General features: G+C 58.8%; 17 protein-coding genes. 16 read left to right on the top strand and 1 reads right to left on the bottom strand.

The annotated features are described in order from the left end of the window. Positions 1 to 11: 11 nt before the first annotated feature. The 16 genes from rpoC to H586_RS0114575 all read left to right on the top strand — a co-directional run bounded on the left by rpoC (position 12) and on the right by H586_RS0114575 (position 21,133). The gene (gene rpoC / locus H586_RS0114665) at positions 12 to 4,172 is read left to right on the top strand and encodes a DNA-directed RNA polymerase subunit beta' (RefSeq protein WP_027182430.1); all 4,161 of its coding nucleotides are present in this window, start codon (positions 12 to 14) and stop codon (positions 4,170 to 4,172) included. A 269-nt stretch (positions 4,173 to 4,441) separates the two neighbouring features. Further along, positions 4,442 to 5,044: a DUF4390 domain-containing protein gene (locus H586_RS0114655; RefSeq protein WP_011368766.1), complete on the top strand. Its 603-nt coding sequence runs from the start codon at positions 4,442 to 4,444 to the stop codon at positions 5,042 to 5,044. A 12-nt stretch (positions 5,045 to 5,056) separates the two neighbouring features. Beyond that, positions 5,057 to 7,258, top strand: coding sequence for a sensor histidine kinase (locus tag H586_RS0114650; RefSeq protein WP_011368767.1), 2,202 nt, complete (start codon positions 5,057 to 5,059; stop codon positions 7,256 to 7,258). A 39-nt stretch (positions 7,259 to 7,297) separates the two neighbouring features. Next, a complete protein-coding gene (locus H586_RS0114645; protein ID WP_027182428.1) occupies positions 7,298 to 8,251 on the top strand; it encodes a TIGR01777 family oxidoreductase in 954 nt (317 codons plus the stop codon). Between the two features lie 11 nt (positions 8,252 to 8,262). Beyond that, positions 8,263 to 9,672 carry an HD domain-containing phosphohydrolase gene (locus H586_RS0114640; protein WP_027182427.1) on the top strand — a complete coding sequence of 470 codons (1,410 nt, stop codon included), beginning with the start codon at positions 8,263 to 8,265 and terminating at the stop codon, positions 9,670 to 9,672. Continuing rightward, positions 9,669 to 11,066: a sigma-54-dependent transcriptional regulator gene (locus tag H586_RS0114635; protein WP_011368770.1), complete on the top strand. Its 1,398-nt coding sequence runs from the start codon at positions 9,669 to 9,671 to the stop codon at positions 11,064 to 11,066. The genes H586_RS0114640 and H586_RS0114635 overlap by 4 nt, the downstream gene beginning before the upstream one ends. A gap of 39 nt (positions 11,067 to 11,105) precedes the next feature. Beyond that, a complete protein-coding gene (gene gpmA / locus H586_RS0114630; RefSeq protein WP_011368771.1) occupies positions 11,106 to 11,867 on the top strand; it encodes a 2,3-diphosphoglycerate-dependent phosphoglycerate mutase in 762 nt (253 codons plus the stop codon). Continuing rightward, a complete protein-coding gene (locus H586_RS0114625; protein ID WP_011368772.1) occupies positions 11,864 to 12,682 on the top strand; it encodes an ion transporter in 819 nt (272 codons plus the stop codon). The genes gpmA and H586_RS0114625 overlap by 4 nt, the downstream gene beginning before the upstream one ends. A 286-nt stretch (positions 12,683 to 12,968) precedes the next feature. Next, on the top strand, positions 12,969 to 14,324 hold the full coding sequence (locus H586_RS0114615; RefSeq protein ID WP_011368773.1) for a response regulator: 1,356 nt from the start codon (positions 12,969 to 12,971) through the stop codon (positions 14,322 to 14,324). A gap of 140 nt (positions 14,325 to 14,464) precedes the next feature. Continuing rightward, positions 14,465 to 15,637 carry a homocysteine biosynthesis protein gene (locus tag H586_RS0114610; protein WP_027182425.1) on the top strand — a complete coding sequence of 391 codons (1,173 nt, stop codon included), beginning with the start codon at positions 14,465 to 14,467 and terminating at the stop codon, positions 15,635 to 15,637. A 5-nt stretch (positions 15,638 to 15,642) separates the two neighbouring features. Next, positions 15,643 to 16,458, top strand: coding sequence for an ATP-dependent sacrificial sulfur transferase LarE (larE, locus tag H586_RS0114605; RefSeq protein ID WP_027182424.1), 816 nt, complete (start codon positions 15,643 to 15,645; stop codon positions 16,456 to 16,458). 373 nt (positions 16,459 to 16,831) lie between these two features. Next, positions 16,832 to 17,125 (top strand): FmdB family zinc ribbon protein, encoded by a 294-nt coding sequence (locus tag H586_RS0114595; protein ID WP_011368777.1) that lies wholly within the window; start codon positions 16,832 to 16,834, stop codon positions 17,123 to 17,125. A gap of 83 nt (positions 17,126 to 17,208) precedes the next feature. After that, positions 17,209 to 18,504: an adenylosuccinate lyase gene (gene purB, locus H586_RS0114590; RefSeq protein ID WP_011368778.1), complete on the top strand. Its 1,296-nt coding sequence runs from the start codon at positions 17,209 to 17,211 to the stop codon at positions 18,502 to 18,504. Positions 18,505 to 18,523: 19 nt separating this feature from the next. Then, entirely contained in the window at positions 18,524 to 19,084 is a 561-nt protein-coding gene (gene pyrE, locus H586_RS0114585; protein WP_011368779.1) for an orotate phosphoribosyltransferase, read from the top strand. 63 nt (positions 19,085 to 19,147) lie between these two features. Beyond that, complete coding sequence (locus H586_RS0114580; RefSeq protein ID WP_027182423.1) at positions 19,148 to 20,437, top strand: L,D-transpeptidase family protein; 1,290 nt, start codon at positions 19,148 to 19,150, stop codon at positions 20,435 to 20,437. Then, a complete protein-coding gene (locus tag H586_RS0114575) occupies positions 20,438 to 21,133 on the top strand; it encodes a hypothetical protein (RefSeq protein WP_011368781.1) in 696 nt (231 codons plus the stop codon). 296 nt (positions 21,134 to 21,429) lie between these two features. Here H586_RS0114575 and H586_RS19450 read toward each other — a convergent pair whose 3' ends face one another. Beyond that, complete coding sequence (locus H586_RS19450; protein ID WP_011368782.1) at positions 21,430 to 21,732, bottom strand: hypothetical protein; 303 nt, start codon at positions 21,730 to 21,732, stop codon at positions 21,430 to 21,432. Positions 21,733 to 21,751 lie beyond the last annotated feature (19 nt).

The following is a 21,751-nucleotide window of genomic DNA, read 5'->3' as shown; positions in this document are numbered from 1 at the left end:
GGGGTAGTAACATGACCTTAGACGATCTGTTCTCCATGCGCGGAACCGCTGCCGGCCAGACAAACATCCGCAATCTGAAGGCAATGCAGATTTCCATTGCCTCGCCGGAAAGCATTCGCGAATGGTCCTACGGCGAAGTGAAAAAGCCCGAGACCATCAACTACCGTACGTTCAAGCCGGAACGTGACGGTCTTTTCTGCGCAAAGATTTTCGGCCCCGTAAAGGACTACGAGTGTAACTGCGGTAAATACAAGCGCATGAAGCACCGCGGTATCGTGTGTGAAAAATGCGGCGTTGAAGTTATCGCCTCAAAGGTGCGCCGCGAGCGCATGGGTCACATAGAACTGGCCGCGCCTGTGGCGCATATCTGGTTCCTCAAGACTCTGCCTTCCAAAATCGGCACCCTGCTCGACATGACCATGGCCGATCTGGAAAAGGTGCTCTACTTCGATTCCTACATCGTGCTTGACCCCGGTTCCACCAGTCTTGCCAAGCTGCAGGTCATTTCCGAAGACCAGTATCTTCAGATCATCGACCATTACGGCGAAGACGCTCTGGTGGTGGGCATGGGTGCAGAAGCCATCCGCTCGCTGCTGGAAGAACTGAATCTTGAGGCACTGCGGGCCGAACTGCGCGAAGAATCGCAGAGCACCCGTTCGCAGACCAAAAAGAAAAAGCTGACCAAGCGCCTGAAAATCGTCGAAGCGTTCCTTGAGTCCGACAACAAGCCCGAGTGGATGGTGATGGAAGTTGTTCCCGTCATTCCGCCCGAGCTGCGTCCTCTTGTACCGCTGGACGGCGGACGTTTTGCCACTTCCGACCTGAACGACCTGTACCGCCGCGTCATCAACCGCAACAACCGCCTCAAGCGTCTGATGGAACTGGGTGCGCCCGATATCATCATCCGCAACGAAAAGCGCATGCTGCAGGAATCGGTTGACGCCCTGTTCGACAACGGCCGCCGCGGCCGCGCCATCACCGGCACCAACGGCCGCCCCCTCAAGTCCCTTTCCGACATGATCAAGGGTAAACAGGGCCGTTTCCGTCAGAACCTGCTGGGCAAGCGTGTCGACTACTCCGGCCGTTCGGTCATTGTTGTCGGTCCCAAGCTTAAACTGCACCAGTGCGGTCTGCCCAAAAAGATGGCCCTCGAACTCTTCAAGCCCTTCATCTACTCCAAACTGGAAGAAAGGGGACTGGCCTCCACCATCAAATCTGCAAAGAAAATGGTGGAACGCGAAGAACTGGTCGTGTGGGACATTCTTGAAGAAGTGGTGCGCGAGTACCCCATTCTGCTCAACCGTGCGCCCACGCTGCACCGTCTGGGCATTCAGGCATTTGAACCGCTGCTGGTGGAAGGCAAGGCAATCCAGCTGCATCCGCTGGTCTGCGCCGCCTACAACGCCGACTTTGACGGTGACCAGATGGCCGTCCACGTGCCGCTTTCTGTGGAAGCACAGATTGAATGCCGCGTGCTCATGATGTCCACCAACAACATTCTTTCGCCGGCAAACGGCACTCCCGTCATCGTGCCCTCGCAGGACATCGTCCTCGGGCTGTACTACATGACGGTTGAGCGTTCGTTTGAAAAAGGCGAAGGCATGGCTTTCTGCGCACCGTGGGAAGTGGTGGCCGCATACGATGCCGGCAGCATTTCTCTGCACGCGCGCATCAAGGTGCGCATGCCCGACGGCCGTCTGCTGAACACCACTCCCGGCCGTATCATGGTGGGCGAAGTACTGCCCGAAGGCGTGCACTTTGATCTGGTGAACACCGTTCTGACCAAAAAGAACATCGCGCGGCTGGTGGGCAATGCTTACCGCGACGCCGGCACCAAGGCCACGGTACTGCTGTGCGACCGCCTGAAGGATATCGGCTACGAATTCGCCACCCGTGCCGGTGTGACCATCGGCGTCAAGGACATGACCATTCCCCAAAGCAAGAAGGGCATTCTGGCCGACTCGCAGGCGGAAGTGGACAACATCGAACGCCAGTACCGCGACGGTATCATCACCCGCACGGAAAAGTACAACAAGGTTGTGGACGTGTGGACCAAAGCCACGCAGGACATCTCGCAGGAAATGATCAAAGAGATCTCCTACGATGTCATGCGCGACGAAAAGACGGGCAAAGAAGAGCTGAACCAGAGCTTCAACCCCATCTTCATGATGTCCAACTCCGGTGCGCGAGGCAACCAGGACCAGATGCGTCAGCTGGCCGGTATGCGTGGTCTTATGGCCAAGCCTTCCGGTGAAATTATCGAAACCCCGATCACCTCGTGCTTCCGTGAAGGTCTGTCCGTGCTGCAGTACTTCACCTCCACGCACGGCGCACGTAAGGGTCTGGCGGATACCGCGCTTAAAACCGCGAACTCCGGTTACCTTACCCGTCGTCTGGTTGACGTCGTTCAGGATGTCATCATCAGCGAACACGACTGCGGCACCGTCGACGGGCTGGAAGTGGGCCACCTTATCAAGGGCGGCGACATCAAGATGCGCCTTGCAGAACGTGTGCTGGGCCGCGTCACGCTGTATCCGGTGACCGACCCGGAAACCAACGAGGTGCTCTTCCCGGCCAACACGCTTATTGATGAAAACGTGGCCAAAAAGCTGGACGAGGCAGGCATCAACTCCCTGCATATCCGTTCGGCACTTACCTGCCGCTCCGACAGGGGCGTGTGCGCCATGTGCTACGGCCGCGACCTTGCCCGCGGGCATGTGGTCAACATCGGTGAGACCGTGGGCATCATCGCCGCACAGTCCATCGGCGAGCCGGGCACGCAGCTTACCATGCGTACCTTCCACATCGGCGGTACGGCATCGCGCGAAATCGAACGTTCGAACATTCAGGCGCAGCACACCGGCCGTGCCGTTCTGTACCGTGTCAAATCCGTCCGCAACAAAGACGGCCAGCACATGGTCATGGGCAAATCCGGTCAGGTAGGCATTGTGGACGAACAGGGCCGCGAGCGCGAAAAATACGTACTGCCTTCCGGTGCAAAACTGCACGTGGAAGAAGGACAGGAAGTGAAGAAGGGCCAGCTGCTCGCCGAGTGGGACCCCTTCAACGAACCGTTCGTTTCGGAAGTGGACGGTCTGGTCAAGTTCACGGACATCATCGAAGGCAAGACCGTTCAGGAAAAAGCCGACGAAGCAACCCAGATGACCACCCAGACCATTATCGAATACCGTACCACCAACTTCCGGCCGGCCGTCGCCCTGTGCGATGCCGACGGCGTGGTGAAAACGCGTCCCGAATCGAACATTCCGGCCAGCTATTCGCTGCCGGTGGGCGCCATTCTGATGGTGCGCGACGGTCAGGAGATCACCGCAGGCGACATCATCGCCCGTAAGCCGCGTGAAAGCTCCAAAACCAAGGACATCGTCGGTGGTCTGCCCCGCGTTGCCGAACTCTTTGAAGTGCGCAAACCCAAAGATATGGCCGTGGTTTCGCAGATCGACGGCATTGTCACCTTTGCCGGTGAAACCAAGGGTAAACGCAAGCTTGTTGTCACCCCTGAAACCGGTGACGAGAAAGAATATCTCGTACCCAAGGGCAAGCACATCACCGTCACCGACGGCGACTTTGTGGAAGCAGGCGAAATGCTGACCGAAGGTCATCCCGAACTCCACGACATTCTGGGCGTCAAGGGCGAAAAATACCTTGCCAACTACCTTGTCGAAGAAATTCAGGATGTGTACCGCTTCCAGGGCGTCGGCATTGACGACAAGCACATCGAAGTCATCGTGCGCCAGATGCTGAAAAAAGTGACCGTGCTCGACCCCGGTCAGACCAGCTTCCTTGTGGGAGAACAGGTCGACAAGGCCGAGTTCCGCATCGAAAACCAGAAAGCCATCGAGGAAGGCCGCACTCCGGCCACCGCCGAGCCGCTGGTTCTCGGTATCACGCAGGCATCGCTGACCACGTCTTCGTTCATCTCGGCGGCTTCCTTCCAGGAAACCACCAAGGTGCTTACAGAAGCTTCGCTGCGCGGAAAGAACGACCACCTGCGCGGCCTGAAGGAAAACGTCATCGTGGGCCGTCTCATTCCCGCCGGCACCGGATACCGCGAGTATGTACACTCCGACATCTCGGTTCCCGAACAGAAAGAACGCCCCGACAGATTCCTTGAAGAGCTGGTGGGTGCACCCCAGCCCGTTGTGGAAGACTAACCGTCTTTTCCACCCTGCAGATACCAAAGCCCCCGCTCCGGCGGGGGCTTTTTTTGTGCAGCCGCAAGTCGCCGGTATGCTTTCAGTTTCAGCCGGACAGTCACGTTTTTTTCTGCCGCAGCGGCTGCGCCGTGCCGGAAAGACGGATGCCCGCACACCTGTGATACAACAGGTACAGCCCCGGCTTGCCAAACATGGCACCCGTGTGCGAAGAACAATATCCGGGCAGGCTTCCCCATGCCTCAGTAACCCCAACGCACAGACGGCTCATGCGACTGCACATCCGCTCCATATTCCTTTGTCTGATTCTGACCTTGACGGCCGCCATCGGCCTGTGCACCGGCGCGCAGGCGGCGGCAGAAGACACACGTCCTTCCGCCGCCCAGCAGCTCGAACTGGACAGCTTTGTGCTGGATACGGTGGATGACAAACTGGTGCTGCGGTTCGGGGTCAGCGTCAGTGATCTGGAAATGCTCAAACGCGACCTGCGCGAAGGTTCGGCCATCAACCTGACCAGCACTGTGAGCCTGAGCAGGCGCAGTTCCTTTATCCCCCGCGGCTCGCTGGTTTCCATAGAAGGCCTGTCCACCCTGCAGATGGACCCGCTCACCCGGGAATTCATACTGACGGAACCGGACAGAAAAGCCCCCAACAGGAATAAATCACTCAAGGCGCTGCTTGACTCCACATGGAGCCGTATGGTGCTGCCGCTGTGCAGGCTCAACACGCTGGAACACGACCGCGAGTACGTTGTCGCGCTGGATGTGACCCTGCGCCATGCCGATGTACCGCCCTGGCTTTCCAAAACGCTTTTTTTCTGGTCGTGGGATGTCGCCCCGCCCATCAGCTATTCGATGACTTTCACCTTCTAGACCACGCCCGCCATGACAGACGAACAGAGCACCATACGGGTAAGCGTGGCGGACACGCGTGAACGCAAACGCCGCCAGCGTGAACTCCTTCTTGCCGCCGTGGCTTTTCTTGCCGTCATTATCCTCACCTGGGTTGAACTGACGTACCTCGGCGTTGATTCCTACTTTTTCCTCGCGCTTTTCAATCTCAACTTCATTCTGCTGCTGCTGGTGCTGTTCATAGTGGTGCGCAACGGCGTCAAGCTGATACTGGAACGCCGCCGCAGAGTGCTGGGGTCGCGGCTGCGCACACGGCTGGTGCTGGCCTTCATGTCGCTTTCTCTTTTTCCCACCGTGCTCATGTTTGTGGTCAGTGCGCGCTTTGTGCAGACGTCCGTGGACTACTGGTTCAAAAGTCAGGTGGAAACGTCCATGGAAATGGCGCTGGACGTGGGGCAGACACTATACAGCACAACCCGTGACAGGCTGAACCAGCGCGGCGATTTCATCGTAAAGGAAATCATCGAACGCCGGTTTGCCTGGGGCGGAAAAAGCATGGATGCCTATCTCCAGAAAAAACAGCAGGAGTACAATCTGCTGCTGGTGGGTGTGCTGCGCACCGACAGAAGCGAGCAGAACTGGCACGGCGATGCCAGCGCAGCCGCACTGTGGGCCGAAACCAAAGCCCGCATAGACTGGGACAGTCTGGAAGCGCAGCCCCGTTACTGGTCACTGCTGTGGCCCGGGCAGGAGGCGGACTATGCCGTGGGAGTGCTGCCGGTGGACGACGGCAGAACAGGGTATCTGGTGCTGGTCGAAAACATCGGTCAGGGCCTCATGTACAAGCTCGACAGAGTGGTGCGCGGTTTTGACGAATACAAAAAACTCAAAACTCTGAAACATCCGCTCAAAGTCACACTGTATTTCATTCTCGGGGTGCTTACCCTGCTGATCATTCTCGGGGCCATGTGGTTCGGGTTCAGGCTATCAAAGGAACTGACGGCCCCCATCATGGCGCTGGCGGAAGGTACGGAGCGCATTGCCCGCGGCGACCTGACTGTACGGCTGGAAGACAGCTCGACAGATGAACTGGGTGTGCTGGTGCAGTCGTTCAACCGCATGACGGAAGACCTGGAAATGAGCCGCAGCCGCCTGACGGATGCCAACCTGATGCTGGCGGCGCAGAACGAAGAAAAAGAACAGCGCACACGGTACATCGAGGCCGTACTGGACAACATCGCCGCCGGCGTGGTTTCGCTGGACGCCGAAGGCCGCATCAGCACCATGAACAAAGCGGCGGGAGCCATGTTTTCCATCGATCCGCGCCCGCTTCTCGGCTCGCGCCCGGGGGACCTGCTTTCCGGAGAACACTCCCGCATGTTCCGCGAAATGGTGCGGCAGTTCAAGGCTTCTCCCGAATCGCAGTGGCAGCGCCAGATGACGCTGCGCGCAGGCGACTATGAATGGAAGCTGCTGGTGAACGCTGTGGGGCTGCCCACGCCGCAGGGCGACTACAACGGGCTGGTGGCCGTGTTTGAAGACATCACCGAACTGGAAAAAATGCAGCGCATGGCGGCATGGCGCGAAGTGGCGCGGCGCATAGCCCACGAGATCAAAAACCCGCTCACCCCCATCAAGCTTTCGGCTCAGCGGCTGCAGCGCAAGTTCGGACCGGACATTGAAGACCCTATTTTTCCGCAGTGCACAGAACTCATCGTGCGGCAGGTGGAGCAGTTGCAGCAGATGGTGCAGGAATTTTCGGCCTTTGCCAAACTGCCCGAGGTCAAACCTCTGCCCGGCGACATCATGCCGCTGCTCAGCGAGCTGGTGACCATGTTCCGCACCAGCCACAGCGGCATAACGTGGGAAATGCACGCCCCGCAGTCGCTGCCGCGCATGAATCTGGATAAAAAAGCCATGCACCGGGCGCTGCTTAATATCATGACCAACGCGGCCGAAGTGCTGGAGGGCCGCGAGTCGCCCGCAGTCACCGTAACCGTGCGGCATGACAAGGCGCTGGGCCTTGTGCGGGTGGACGTGGCCGACAACGGTCCCGGTCTGAGCGCGGAAGAACGCTCGCGCCTGTTTGAACCCTACTTTTCCCGCAAGCGCGGTGGTACCGGACTGGGGCTGACCATCGTCAAATCCATAGTACAGGACCACAGAGGCTATGTGCGTGCAAATGCCGCCCCCGACGGCGGAACCATTGTCACAATGGAGCTGCCTGTGACATAATGCGGTTCCGTCATCATCCATCATAACCGGGAGCCACACATGAACGCAGTGATACTGGGCGGAACAGGATTTATTGGTACGGCACTGGCCCGAAGCATGATGGCAGAAGGCGGTGCCACGGTAATACCCACCCGCGATCCTGAAAAAAGCAGAAAGCGCCTGCCCGCCGACATGACGGCCAAGGTGACGCTGGTGCCGTGGGACGGTGCCGGCGGCAAGGCGCTGGCCGCCATAATGGAACAGGCGCAATGTGATGTGCTGGTAAACCTGCTGGGAGAAAACATCGCTTCGGGCCGCTGGACGCAGCAACTGAAAGAACGCATCGTCGCCAGCAGAGTAAAAGCCGGTGAAGCTGTCACAGACGCGCTCAGCCGTCTTCATACCCGCCCTGCAGTTCTGGTTCAGGCTTCGGCCACAGGGTACTACGGCTCGGCACAGCCGCCCACCGACCCGCTGCTGGCGGCGGAAGACGCCCCTCCCGGCAGCGGATTTCTGGCAGACACCACCGTCCGCTGGGAGGCATCGACGCTGGAAGCCGAATCCATGGGAGTGCGCCGCGTGGTGCTGCGCACCGGTATGGTGCTGGGCACGCATGGCGGTGCTCTGCCGCGTTTTGTCACGCCTTTCCGGTTGGTTGCCGGCGGCCCGCTGGGCAGCGGCAGGCAGGAGATATCCTGGATACATATTGCAGACGAGGTACGCGCCATCAGACACCTCATCAATGACAGTTCACTGCACGGCGCCTTCAACCTTACCGCACCGGACCCCGTGACCATGGAATCGTTCTGCCGTCAGCTCGGCACAGCGCTCAACCGCCCCTCGTGGCTGCGCACACCCGCATGGCTGCTTGAAACGCTGCTGGGCGAAATGGCAGCGGAACTCATTACCGGCGGCAGACGCATTCTGCCCGCACGGCTTCTCGCCTCAGGGTTCACATTCCGGTTTCCCACGCTGGGGCAGGCGTTCGACGACCTGTTTCTGCCGCGCAGCTGAACGGAGAACACATGACACCTCGTTCCATCCTGCTGGTGGAAGACGAACCAGTCGTGGCCTTTGACGTGGCGCACCGGCTGCAGCTGCTGGGTTATCCCGCGCCGTCCACGGTCCCTTCCGGCGAAGAAGCGCTGCGTGCCGCCGCTGCCATGCGGCCCGATATCGTCCTTATGGACATCATGCTGGAAGGAGAGATGGACGGCATAGAAACGGCCGCGCTGCTGCATGACCGGTTCGACGTGCCTGTCATCTACCTTACGGGCCTCATGGAACCGTCACTGCTGGAGCGCGCCAAAATAACCGGCCCGTTCGGGTATGTTGTCAAGCCGTTTGACGACAGGGAACTGCACATCTGCATTGAGATGGCGCTGTACAAACACGCAGCGGAACGGGAACGCACCGAGCGCGAGCAGCTTTTTGCCGCCACGCTGCGTTCCATACGCGAAGCGGTCATGATCATTGACAGGCAGGGGGTGATAACGTTCTGCAACCCCGCTGCGCAGGAACTGCTGCACCTTTCGGCAGCACAGCTGGAACAACGGGTGTTTGCCTCCGTCGCCAGCCTGATGGTGGAAGGAGACGCAACCGCCTCAGACCCCCGACGGCTGGTGCTGCGCCATGCAGGTACAGGCCGCAGGTCGCTCAACGCAATACTGCAGCACGCATCGGGACACTGCCCTGTGGAAATTTCGGCCACGGTCACCGGCGACAGCCCGGACAGGGCGGGCACCGTGCTGGTGCTGCGCGACATGACAACCCGCCGCCGCGACAAAGCATCGCTGACAAAGGCTCTGGACGAACTGCAGCGGGTATTTGAACAGACGGTCATGGCCCTTGCCGTGACCTCGGAAAAAAGAGACCCTTACACCGCAGGACACCAGCAGCGCGTGGCACGTCTGGCCTGCGCCATTGCGGCCCGCACCGGCATGGATGTACACCGCTGTCAGGGCATACGCATGGCCGGCCTGCTGCACGACATCGGCAAAATTTATGTTCCCTCGGAAATTCTGACAAAGCCCGCCACACTTTCCGCCATTGAACAGAACATCATGCGCACCCATCCGCGGGTGGGCTTCGACATCCTCAAGGGCGTTGATTTTCCGTGGCCGGTGGCACAGACAGTATTGCAGCACCATGAACGGCTGGACGGCAGCGGCTATCCGCTGGGGCTCTGCAAAGATGACATACTGCCCGAATCACGGGTTCTGGCCGTGGCCGACGTGGTGGAGGCCATGTTCTCACACCGGCCGTACCGCCCGTCGCTGGGGCTGACACACGCGCTGGACGAAATACGCACCGGAGCCGGTACCCTGTACTGTGCTGACGCCGTGCGTGCCTGCCTGGAACTTTTTGACGAGGGCTTTGCCTTTGACACTCCCGCGGAGCATCCCGCGGACAATGACGGAGACCTGACACCATGAACGCGCGCGTTCTTATTGTTGATGACGAAGACGGCATCCGCTTTTCCCTGCGGGGTATTCTGGAAGATGAAGGCTATGAGGTAGCGGAGGCGGAAACCGGTGAAGAAGGCCTGAAACTGGCCACGGAAACGCCCCCCGACCTTATATTTCTGGATATATGGCTGCCGGGCATGGACGGACTGGAAGTGCTGGACAATCTGCGTACGGCCGATGCCTCTTTGCCGGTGATCATGATTTCCGGTCACGGCAACATCGAAACCGCGGTCAACGCCATAAAAAAAGGGGCCTACGACTTCATCGAAAAACCCCTCTCGCTGGAAAAAGTCGTCATTTCGGCCAACAAGGCGCTGGAGTATTACCGCCTGCGCAGAGAGAATCAGGCCCTGCGCTCGCGGCTCACCCAGTCGACCACCGTGGAAATGACCGGAAACTCCGCTTCCATTGTGGAACTGCGCGGCCAGATAGGCAGGGTGGCCCCCACGGACGCATGGGTGCTCATCACGGGAGAAAACGGCACGGGCAAGGAAATAGCGGCACGCTCCATTCACGCAAGCTCGCGCAGAAAAGATAAACCGCTGGTGGCGGTCAACTGCGCCGCCATACCCGAAGAGCTTATCGAAAGCGAACTCTTCGGACACGAAAAAGGCGCCTTCACCGGTGCCGAAACTGCCAAGACCGGCAAATTTGAAATGGCTCATCAGGGCACGCTGTTTCTGGACGAAATTGCAGACATGAGCCTGAAAACGCAGGCAAAGATTCTGCGGATTCTGCAGGAGCAGAGCTTTGAGCGGGTGGGCGGCCATAAAACGGTAAAGGTCGATGTGCGCGTTATCGCGGCAACCAATAAAAGTCTGGAGGATGAAATAGCCGCAGGCCGGTTCCGCGAAGACCTGTATTACCGCCTGCGGGTCATCCCCCTTGTGGTGCCGCCGCTGCGCCAGCGCGGCGATGACGTTATGCTGCTCATCGGTGAATTCATGAACAGAATGACCGCGGAACACGGTTTCCGCCCTGTCACGTTTGCACCGGATGCGTGTTCCGCCCTGCTGTGCTACCACTGGCCGGGCAACGTGCGTGAACTGAAAAATTTTGTGGAACGCATGCTCATCATGCACTCCGGCCAGACGGTGACCGCCGCCATGCTGCCGCCCGAATACCGCTGCGCCGGTGCGGGCATAATGCCTCAGCCCTGTACCGCAGGCCCGTCGGATGGTATGATCCCCGAAGGTGTCATGGATTTCAAGGCGGCGCGCACTGCCTTCGAGGCCCGCTTTCTGGAGGCGAAACTGCAGGAGTTCGGCGGCAACATAACCCGCCTGGCCGAAGCCATCGGCCTTGAACGCAGCTACCTGTACCGCAAACTGAAATCATACAACATTCAGACTCCGGAGTAGTGCACGCGGGTGCACCGCCCGCCGGAAGCAGGAGGCAGCATGTACAAGCTGGTACTTGTCCGCCACGGACAAAGCACATGGAATCTGGAAAACCGGTTCACCGGCTGGACCGATGTGGATCTGACCCCGCTGGGCGAAACCGAAGCCCGCGAAGGCGCACGTCTGATAGCCGCAGCGGGCCTTACCTTTGACGAATGCCATACCTCGGTGCTCAAGCGGGCCATACGCACCCTGAACATCATACAGGAAGAGCTGGACCTGCTGTGGCTGCCTGTGCACCGCCACTGGCGGCTCAACGAGCGCCACTACGGCGCGCTGCAGGGACTGAATAAAAAAGAAATGTCGGAAAAATACGGCGAGGAACAGGTATTCATCTGGCGGCGCAGCTTTGACACACCGCCCCCTGCCCTTACCGCCGACGACCCGCGCCACCCCGCACATGACCGGCGGTACGCCTCGCTGACAGCCCGTCAGATGCCGCTGTGCGAAAGCCTTAAAGACACCGTGGCCAGAGTGCTGCCATACTGGCACGAAACCCTTGCTCCGGCCATACAGGCCGGCCGCCGCCTGCTGGTGGCCGCACACGGCAACAGTCTGCGGGCGCTCGTCATGCACCTTGACGGCATGTCGCCCGACGAAGTCACGGGGCTGAACATTCCCACCGGGCTGCCGCTGGTGTACGAACTGGACAGTAATCTTACACCGCTGCGGCGCGCGTATCTGGGTGATGCCGAAGCCGCCGAGGCAAAAGCCAGAGCCGTTGCCGAACAGGCAAAGGCTGGAACAACGGAACGCCCGTGACGCAGAATCCGGTAAAACCCGTACACGGGTGGCGGCGCACGCTGCATGAAATCATCTTTGAGGCGGACACCCCTGCGGGCCGCCTTTTTGATATTATACTTATCATCGCCATTCTCTTCAGCGTGCTGGTAGTCTTGCTGGACAGCGTGACCACTGTCCGCATGCGGTACGCCGGTCTGCTGTTCACGCTGGAATGGCTGTTCACCCTGCTGTTCACGGTGGAATATATACTGCGGCTGCTGTGTGTGCTGCGCCCTGCCGCGTACGCCAGAAGCTTTTTCGGGGTGGTGGACCTGCTGGCCATACTGCCCACATGGGCCACCCTGCTGCTGCCCGGCACGCATTACCTTGCCGTGGTGCGGCTGTTGCGCGTACTGCGCATATTCAGGGTACTCAAACTGGCCCAGTATGTTTCCGAGGCACGGCATCTCATCCGCGCATTACGGGACAGCAGGCGCAAAATTCTGGTTTTTCTGCTTGCGGTACTGTCGCTGGTCACCATATTCGGCACGCTCATGTATGTCATCGAAGGTGAAAAATACGGCTTCACCTCCATTCCACGCAGCATGTACTGGGCCGTGGTCACGCTGACCACGGTGGGGTACGGCGACATTTCGCCCGGAACCCCGCTGGGACAGGGCATAGCTTCATTCATAATGCTGCTGGGCTACGGTATCATTGCCGTTCCCACCGGCATTGTCACCTCCGCGCTGGTCAGACCGCGTCCGGTAAGCACGCAGGCCTGCCCCGCATGCGGAAGAGACGGCCACGACGTGGACGCAGTCCACTGCAAGTACTGCGGCACGGCACTGTAAACCGGCCTGTGCCGGGCGCAGGAGCAACAAATGGAAATACGCATGGCTCTGGCCATAACCGCTGCCGCCGTGGCCGCCTTTGTCATCCGCAGGGCAGCGCGCGACCGGTGTTCTTCCTGACTGGTCATGTACGGTGCCGTGGGCATCGGCATCATTGTATGGTTTATATTGTCGGCATTGGGTGTCTGAATGGTTGACATACTGAAAACAGCCCCCATACTGTACCGGGCGGCATACCCGGGGGAGGGAATGCCCTACCTCACATCACACACCGGAGGGCATCCGCATGTCTCAGCTTGATATGAAAATGAAGCTCAAACAATATGAGCAGACAGTTATAGAATACCTTGGCGCACAGGGGGGTCATTTCATCGTAGCCAGCGACGATCAGACCTTTGTGGGCATTCTGCGCACAACGCTGCTCAAGCAGCTTGCCATCAGCGGCGACCCGCTGACATCCGTCACCGACCCCGACTACATCCTGAAAGTCATCCGCGACACTTCACTGCGTCGTAAGCATCTGGTTGTTTTCATAGAGCGCATGATGCAGGGCAAGGACACCAGCATGCTGGTGCGGCAGATGAAGAACACCTTCGCCAACGTCAAAATCATCATTCTTACCGGAGAAACCGAACGGCAGCGCCTTGTGCTGCTGCACGAGATAGGTGCGGACAACTTCATCAGCAAGCCCATATCCATCAACACCCTCATCGAAAAGATAGCCTTCACCATCAAGCCGCAGGGCAAGCTGGGCCAGCTGATAGATGCCGCCAAGGCGCTGGTGGCTCAGGGCAATTTTGAAACGGCACTGAAAGCCGCGCGTAAAATTCTGGAAGTGAAGCCCAACAGCGCCGCCGGCTATCTGGTGATGGGTGACGCATGGCAGGGGCTGGGAAAGCTGGATAAAGCCCGTGAAAGTTTTGAACAGGCCAGCGAACACGCCAACCTGTATATGGAACCGCTGAAAAAACTGGCCGAACTGCACAAACTGACCGGCGACATGAACGAACGGCTGCGCTATCTGGAACGGCTTGATCAGCTTTCGCCACTCAATGTCGAACGCAAGGTGGACATGGGTGAAATCCATGTGGAACTTGGCAACGAAGAACGCGCCGAAGAGCTGTTTGAAACCGCCGTACAACAGGCCACCAAAGACGCCCTGAACTACATTGGTGAAATTTCTGAAAAAATAGCGGCTGTTTACAGTTCAAGAGACCCCCACAAAGCCGAAAAATACTACCGGCAGGCTCTGGATGCCAAGGGCAGTCATCTTGACCACACCGACATAGCCACCTTCAACAGGCTGGGCATTGCCCTGCGCCGTCAGGGCAAATGGCAGCAGGCCATTGAAGAATACGAAAAGGCCCTGCACATCACGCCGGATGACCCCAACCTCATGTACAACATGTCCATGGCCTATGCCGAGGGGCGGCAATTTGACAAAGCCTGCAGCATCGTGATGCGCATCCGCCAGATTACACCGTCATTCGGTTCCATGGACAAAACGCTTTCGTACAATATGGGCATAATTTTCTCGCGGGGCAGGCAACCCGCGGATGCCAGGGTATTGTTCGAAAACGCCCTCCGGCTCGACCCTTCGTTCGAAAAAGCCCAGAAGGCGCTGGAAAATCTGGAAAGCTGACCGGCATTGTCTCCCGCGGGACTTTTCCGTATAGTGCCTCACTGCTTATGCGATACGCAGACGACGGCACGCTCCACCTTCAGCGTTCCGTCTTTCAGCCCGACGACGATTCCATGCCGCAGAACACACAGGGAGGGCTCATGTCCCGTTACAAAGTCAACAAAACCATCGCCCAGATCAACGAGCGCATCCGCAAGGGCAACGCCGTGGTGCTCAATGCCGAGGAAATGACCGAGGCAGTGCGTACCATGGGCAAGGAAAAAGCCGCCCGTGAAGTGGATGTGGTCACCACCGGCACCTTTTCGCCCATGTGTTCCTCCGGCATGCTTTTCAACACCGGACAGCCGGAAGCCCCCACCATCAAAACCTCGCGCATCACGCTGAACGGCGTGCCGTGCTATGCGGGGCTGGCGGCCGTTGACGGTTATCTGGGAGCCACCGAACCCCGCGAGGACGACCCGCTGAACAAGGTCTATCCCGGCCAGTTCAGTTATGGCGGCGGCCATGTGATAGAAGATCTGGTGCGCGGAAAGTCCGTGCAGTTCAAGGCGCAGGCCTACGGCACGGACTGCTACCCCAGACGCGAAATGGACAGGATGGTCTCGCTGGCCGATCTGCCCCACGCCGAACTGTACAACCCGCGCAACTGCTACCAGAACTATAATGCGGCGGTAAACCTGACCAGCCGCATCATCTACACCTACATGGGGCCGCTTAAACCGAACATGCGCAACCTTAACTTTGCCACTGCCGGCAGGTTGTCGCCGCTGTTCAACGATCCGTTTTTCATGACCATCGGTCTGGGAACACGCGTGTTTCTGGCGGGCGCCACAGGGTATGTGGTGGGCGCGGGCACACAGCACAACCCCAACCCCAAACGCAACCACAGGGGCATCCCGCTTTCGCCTTCCGGCACGCTGCAGCTTAAAGGCCACATGAAGGGCATGAACCCCAGATACCTGCGCGGTGTCAGCATTATCGGATACGGCTGCTCGCTCAGCGTGGGGGTGGGCATTCCCATTCCGGTACTGAATGAAGAAGTGGCGTGGTACACCGGCGTGGATGACTGCGATATTGAAATGCCGGTAAAAGATTACGGTCATGATTACCCCAACTGCCTGCCGCGGGTTCTGCAGCATGTGAACTATGAACAGCTCAAATCCGGCTCGGTGGAAATTCAGGGTAAACATGTGGACACAGTTCCCCTGACCAGCTACCCGCTGTCTCTTGAAATCGCCAACGAGCTGAAAGCACTTATCAGCAAAGGCGAATTCGAGCTGAGCGAACCTGTGGAATCCATTCAGTCCAACTGATGCCCATGGCCCGCACCCGGACGACACTCAAAGCCCTGGAGCAGCTGCTCCGGGGCTTTTCATCACCCGCCGTGGCATACTCCGGCGGGCTGGACAGCAGACTGCTGGCCCACATCGCCGGGCGCGCGGGGCTGCATCCGCTGCTGGTGCACGCCTCCGGCCCGCATCTTACTCCGGCGGAAACAAAAGCCGTCACTGCAGAACTGACAGCGCCGCATGTGAACGCCGTCATTGTCACCGTGGACCCTCTGCAGGTGGAACAGATAGCGCGCAATGGTCATGACCGTTGCTACCACTGTAAAAAATACATTTACGGCGCACTGCTGGACGCCTGTTCCGGTCGTCCGCTGTGCGACGGCACCAACGCATCGGACACGCGCGAATACCGCCCGGGGCAAAAGGCCCTGCAGGAGTGCGGTATACGCAGCCCGTACATGGAGCTGGGCATCGGCAAAAACGATATCCGCGCACTGGCACAGTATACGGGGCTTGCCCGTGCCGACCAGCCTGCGCGTCCGTGCCTGCTGACCCGCTTTGCCTACGGCGTGCGCCCCCGCCGCCACATGCTGCGCAGACTCGGCGCGGCCGAAGATGCTCTTGCCGCACTGGGGCTGCGTGAATTCCGGCTGCGCATCACCAGTGCCGATGGCCCCCCGCAGCTGCACATCAGCAGTGCGGAGCACAAACGTTTCGGGGCGCAGATGAAGACCGTGCGCACCGTGCTGGAAGAACAAGGATTTACAGAGTGCACCATATCCGCCGGACAACAGCTTTCGGGTCATTATGACAGGGCTGCCGGGCTTGTCCCGCGCCGCTGCTGAAGCGCGCACAGGCCAAAAGCCACTCCGGTGTGTCAAAGGCTGGACAAGCCCCCCGCACATGGGGTATGCACTCTGTCTGCCCATTCATTTCGAAGGAGACTAACCATGGCTCATAAAAAAATTGAAAGAAAAAAAGAACTGGACCGTAAGCGCCACCGTCGCGAAAAGCGCATTAAGCAGCGCATCAAAGAAGCGAAGGCAGCCGCTAAGGCCTAGTTCGTCGAGAACCGGGGGCTCTGCCGACGTAGAAGCATCGCCGGAGTGCGGTGTTCGCTGTGTAACCCGCATATTTCAGCAGCGGTTTGGTGTTTGACAACGCGCAAGCCGCTGTTTACTTTTGTCTATCGTCTGTATTTCACATCAGGAGCGTGCAATGCCTATCTACGAATACAAATGCGACGACTGTCAGCAAATCTTCGAGGAATGGCAGCGCAACTTCGAGGCTCAGGCAAAAACCTGCCCCGTATGCGGCGGCAACGCCAAGCGCATTATGTCCAACACCTCATTCATGCTTAAAGGCGGCGGCTGGTACGCCACAGAATACGGCAACCGCAGCGCCGCTTCAGACAGCGGCGGCACAGGTGCCTCTGCACCCGAGCCTTCCGCTTCGTCTTCCTCGCCTTCCGATGCATCAGCCTCCGGCACCACCGCAGGCCAGGCATCCTGATTTTTTGGCAGCCTCCGGCTGCCTTTTTCATACCCACAGGGCGCTTAGCCCACAACCGCGTAGCGACTATAGAGACCAGACCGATGATCGAACGGTACACCCGTCCCGAAATGGGGCAGCTCTGGACGCTGGAAAACAGATTCCGCGTCTGGCTTGAAGTGGAAATCGCCGTCTGCGAAGCCTGGAACCGCCTGGGCGTGATAGACGACGAAACAATGACCACCATACGGGAAAAAGCAGACTTCGATGTGGAGCGCATCCTTGAAATCGAAGAACAGACCCGCCATGACGTCATCGCCTTTCTGACCGCCGTGGAAGAAAAGGTAGGCCCTGCCGCCCGGTTCATCCATCTGGGCTGCACTTCATCTGACATCGTGGATACCGCCAACGGCGTGATGCTGAGCCGTGCGGGCGATATGGTGGTGCAGGGTATTGAGCGTCTGCTGGTCACGCTGGAAAAACTGGCCCGTGCCAACAAGGGACGCCTGTGCATGGGCAGAACCCACGGAATTCACGCCGAACCCACCAGCTTCGGACTGAAAATGGCAGGCTACTACGCCGAATTCCGCCGGCATCTGGAACGGGTGAAGGCCGGCGTGGAAAGCGTACGCGTGGGCAAGATTTCCGGTGCCGTGGGCACCTACGCCATGCTCAACCCCGAAGTGGAGCGCATCACCTGCCAGATTCTGGGACTGCACGCAGACCCCATCTCCACCCAGATCATCCAGCGTGACAGACACGCGCATTTCTTTACCGCTCTGGCGGTCTGCGCCGGCGGCATAGAACGTCTGTGCGTTGAACTGCGCCACCTGCAGCGCACTGAAGTGCTGGAAGCCGAAGAAGGTTTCCGCAAGGGGCAGAAAGGTTCTTCGGCCATGCCGCACAAAAAGAACCCCATCTCGGCGGAAAACATGACCGGTCTTGCACGGCTTATCCGCACCAACTCCGTTGCCGCCATGGAAAATCAGGCACTGTGGCACGAACGCGATATATCCCACTCTTCCGTGGAACGCGTCATCATGCCCGATTCGACCATACTTATGGATTATGTGCTGCACCGCCTGTGCAATCTGCTCGAAAACCTGCGTGTTATTCCCGAAAACATGGACCGCAACCTTATGAGCTCATACGGTCTGTTCTTTTCACAGCGGGTGCTCACCGCTCTGGTGGAGTCGGGCATGGCACGGCAGGAAGCCTATGTCATGGTGCAGAAAGCAGCCATGAAAAGCTGGGATACCGGCACCAGTTTTCCCGAAAATGTCCGGGCCGATGCAGACATAACCGCACATCTGCAGCCTGAGGTGCTTGATGCGCTGTTCGACGCAGGGTACTACCTGCGTCACGAAGACATGATCTTTGACCGCGTTTTTGCGGGCTAACCGCTCAGGAGAGCAATACATGAACGATCTCAAACGCCGTCTTGCAAAAATACTTGCAGAAAAATCATATAAAGAAGGAGACTTTACACTCGCCTCCGGCAAGAAAAGCGATTATTATTTCGACTGCCGTCAGACCGCCCTGCATGCGGAAGGTTCGTGGCTTATCGGCAACCTGTTCTTTGAAATGATACAGAACATGGACGGTGCCGGTGTGGGCGGCATGACGCTGGGCGCAGACCCGCTGGTCACTGCCGTCACGGTGATATCGCACGAAAAAGGCCGCCCCCTGCCGGGCCTTATTGTACGTAAACAAGCCAAAGGGCACGGCACAGGACAGTACGTAGAAGGACTGGCCAACTTCAGTCAGGGCGACACCGTCATCATGCTTGAAGACGTGGTCACCACCGGCGGTTCGGTGCTTACAGCCATCGAACGCATTGAAGCCGCAGGGCTGAAAGTAGCCGCAGTGTGCTGCGTGCTGGACAGAGAAGAAGGCGGCCGCCAGGCACTGGAAGAAAAGGGCTATGCCCTGCATTCCATTTTTACCCGCAAGCAGCTTGTGGAAGCTGCACGCTCATAACGTTGCAACCGTGCGGAGAGCCCTTTGCGGCTCTCCGCGTACCATTCAGCCACACATACTTATATGACCGGAACACGCAGACCCCTTGCAAGCCTGCTTATTTTTCTGACCTTCTGCATACTGCCCGCAGCGCATGCGCACGCCGGGGGCTGGAATGCCGCCATAGGCGAACTGCCGCACCTTCCTCCGCGTTTTGTCGCCGTGGACAAAAGCAGGCAGACCCTGTTTCTGTACAGGCACAGCAGCCCGCTGGAAGTTTCGGCCACATACACCTGCACCACCGGACAGGCAACCGGAGACAAACAGGTGGAAGGCGACCTGCGCACGCCCGAAGGGGTCTACTTTGTCGAGCACCGCATTGACAAAGGACTGGACTGGGACCTGTACGGCGGCATAGCCTATACTCTCAACTACCCCAACCCGGTGGACGCACTGCGCCGCAAAACAGGCTTCGGCATATGGATACACGGGCGCGGTCACGAGATTACCCCGCGTGAGACGCAGGGCTGCATCGCCCTGAACATGGCCGACATCGAAGTGCTCGGCCCCGGTCTGGAGCGCGGGCTGCCCGTCATTGTGGCACAGGGAGTAAACGCCACCGGCGCACAGCCCGAAGCAGAACGGGACGCCGCCACAGCACGCCTGCTGGCGCAACGTTCGCAGCAGTGGGCCGCCGCATGGCAGGCACGCTCGGATGACTTTTTTGATTTTTACGCACCGGAACAATACACTCTTTCCGGTTCAGGGCGCTTCAATGCCTTCCGGCAGCAGAAAGAACGCCTGTTCCGCCATCTGGACTGGATACAGACCATAGTACGTGACGTTCAGGCTCTGGAAGGCCCCGGATACTGGGTTACATGGTTCAGACAGTATTACCGCGCACCCAACCTGACCACAGAAGGAATCCGCAGACTGTACTGGCTGCAGGACCCGCAGGGTGCCTGGCGTGTGGCCGGCATGGAGTGGCGCCCCGGTGCCGTGGGCATGAAGCAGGAATATATGGACTTTGTCCGCGGCGAGGGCGAAAAATTTGTCAGCCGCTGGCGCACGGCGTGGCTGAACGCCGACATGGAAAAGTATATGGAATGTTATGCCCGTGACGCCGTACAGGGCGGCCGCTCCGGCATTGCCGACATACGCAGCCAGAAAGCCGCACTGTGGTCGCAGAAAAAACCCCGGCGGGTTATTCTTGACGACATCAATGTAAGTCTGCACCATGACGGACTGAAACTGACCATGACACAGCGCTATGCCGACTCGTCTGGCTATAGCGATGAGGGAGTGAAAACGCTCGTCCTCCGCCCCGAAGGGGAATCGTGGCGGATTGTTCGAGAAGACTGGAGACAGGACTAGATGAGCGACAAATACAGTGTGCTCCTGATGAGAGACGATGCGCGGGTGCGGCGTTTCCGCCTAAGCCCTCTGTGGCTGCGCCTTGCCGTTTATTCTCTCATTCTGCTGGCCGCTGCGGCGGCGGGGGGTGGATACGCGGGGTACACTTTCTGGCAGCAGAATTCCGGATTGCAAGCGGAAACAGCCTCGCTTCAGCGCGAAATCAGAGAACTGAACATGAAGCTGGAGCGGCTGCAGAATGTTGAAAAAATACTCAACTCAAACGACCCCGAAGAACTGCAGGCACTGCTGGGCAATGTGACCATTGAACCGGCACAGCCCGCCAAGCCGCCCATTGATCTTTCCGCCCTGCTGCACAAGGTGGATATGCAGGTGGTGAAAGTGGACAATATTTCCGCACGGGCCGGCAACGGTCGCAGTGTGCGCCTGCAGTTTGACCTGAACAATCTGGCCACGGACAGAACCCTGAGCGGTGAAGTCAGCGTGACCCTGCTGGGCAGACAGGGGCAGACACGCCCCGTGCGTGCCGCCAATCCCGAAGATCTCAGCTATTCCATCAGCAGGTACAAAAAAGTCCGCGCCAATCTGACGGTACCTGATTCCATGGCGCTCAATGAAGTTTACGCACTGATCATCAGCATTGATTCAAACGGCAAGACCGTGTTCCGTGATACGGTTCCAGTCAGCGGTACATAGTCAGCCGCGCCGCGGCCCATGCCGCATCAGCACCTATTCCGGCTCCGTAAGTAACGGCGCCTGCGGCCAGACCGCAGGCGCCGTTCTGCTTTCATCCGCGCGGCCTGCAGGCGCAGCGGCACCGGCAGGCCCTGTTCACCCTATGACGTTGCCGGACAAAAAACAGCACCGGTACCGGCCGCCCCCCCGGACACATAAAAAAAGAACGCGTCCGGAAATTTTCCGGACGCGTTCCGTCGTTTTTTTTCGCAGCGCAGCCTGTCAGGGCTGCAGCCATGACACACCGGATGCAGGCTTTAATCGTCCGCGGCGGGCCCCAGAGCACCGGAGCGTTCGTCCGCGACCAGCCCGCGGGAGCCGTTCTGGTCTGCGTTGGCGTGCACGGTACGCCCTGCCATATCCTGAATGGCTGCCAGCACCTGCCCTCTGTCCTGCGCAAGCTTTTTCCACTTGCGTTTTTCTTTTTTCAGCGCATCCACGGTCTGCAGCAGGTCACGAATGGTAGCGGCCGGATACCCGTGCGAGGTTCTGGTTCCGCTCCGCAGTTCTTCGTCATTGCGCTGCCGTATGGCTTCAAGCTGACTGGCATTCAGAATCATAACCTGAGTTCCGGAAAGC

It is taken from the genome of Oleidesulfovibrio alaskensis DSM 16109 (assembly GCF_000482745.1).
Lineage (GTDB): Bacteria > Desulfobacterota > Desulfovibrionia > Desulfovibrionales > Desulfovibrionaceae > Oleidesulfovibrio > Oleidesulfovibrio alaskensis.
Note: the sequence above shows the minus strand (reverse complement) of the source record. Positions and strands in the feature narration are given on the sequence as shown.

Excerpts from the sequence above, each read along its gene's own strand:
- H586_RS19450 (WP_011368782.1), bottom strand. The coding sequence starts at position 21,732 with ATGATTCTGAATGCCAGTCAGCTTGAAGCCATACGGCAGCGCAATGAC.
- H586_RS0114580 (WP_027182423.1), top strand. The coding sequence starts at position 19,148 with ATGACCGGAACACGCAGACCCCTTGCAAGCCTGCTTATTTTTCTGACC.
- H586_RS0114650 (WP_011368767.1), top strand. The coding sequence starts at position 5,057 with ATGACAGACGAACAGAGCACCATACGGGTAAGCGTGGCGGACACGCGT.
- H586_RS0114655 (WP_011368766.1), top strand. The coding sequence starts at position 4,442 with ATGCGACTGCACATCCGCTCCATATTCCTTTGTCTGATTCTGACCTTG.
- H586_RS0114615 (WP_011368773.1), top strand. The coding sequence starts at position 12,969 with ATGTCTCAGCTTGATATGAAAATGAAGCTCAAACAATATGAGCAGACA.
- pyrE (WP_011368779.1), top strand. The coding sequence starts at position 18,524 with ATGAACGATCTCAAACGCCGTCTTGCAAAAATACTTGCAGAAAAATCA.
- H586_RS0114635 (WP_011368770.1), top strand. The coding sequence starts at position 9,669 with ATGAACGCGCGCGTTCTTATTGTTGATGACGAAGACGGCATCCGCTTT.
- larE (WP_027182424.1), top strand. The coding sequence starts at position 15,643 with ATGGCCCGCACCCGGACGACACTCAAAGCCCTGGAGCAGCTGCTCCGG.
- rpoC (WP_027182430.1), top strand. The coding sequence starts at position 12 with ATGACCTTAGACGATCTGTTCTCCATGCGCGGAACCGCTGCCGGCCAG.
- purB (WP_011368778.1), top strand. The coding sequence starts at position 17,209 with ATGATCGAACGGTACACCCGTCCCGAAATGGGGCAGCTCTGGACGCTG.
- H586_RS0114640 (WP_027182427.1), top strand. The coding sequence starts at position 8,263 with ATGACACCTCGTTCCATCCTGCTGGTGGAAGACGAACCAGTCGTGGCC.
- H586_RS0114645 (WP_027182428.1), top strand. The coding sequence starts at position 7,298 with ATGAACGCAGTGATACTGGGCGGAACAGGATTTATTGGTACGGCACTG.
- H586_RS0114595 (WP_011368777.1), top strand. The coding sequence starts at position 16,832 with ATGCCTATCTACGAATACAAATGCGACGACTGTCAGCAAATCTTCGAG.
- H586_RS0114610 (WP_027182425.1), top strand. The coding sequence starts at position 14,465 with ATGTCCCGTTACAAAGTCAACAAAACCATCGCCCAGATCAACGAGCGC.
- H586_RS0114575 (WP_011368781.1), top strand. The coding sequence starts at position 20,438 with ATGAGCGACAAATACAGTGTGCTCCTGATGAGAGACGATGCGCGGGTG.
- gpmA (WP_011368771.1), top strand. The coding sequence starts at position 11,106 with ATGTACAAGCTGGTACTTGTCCGCCACGGACAAAGCACATGGAATCTG.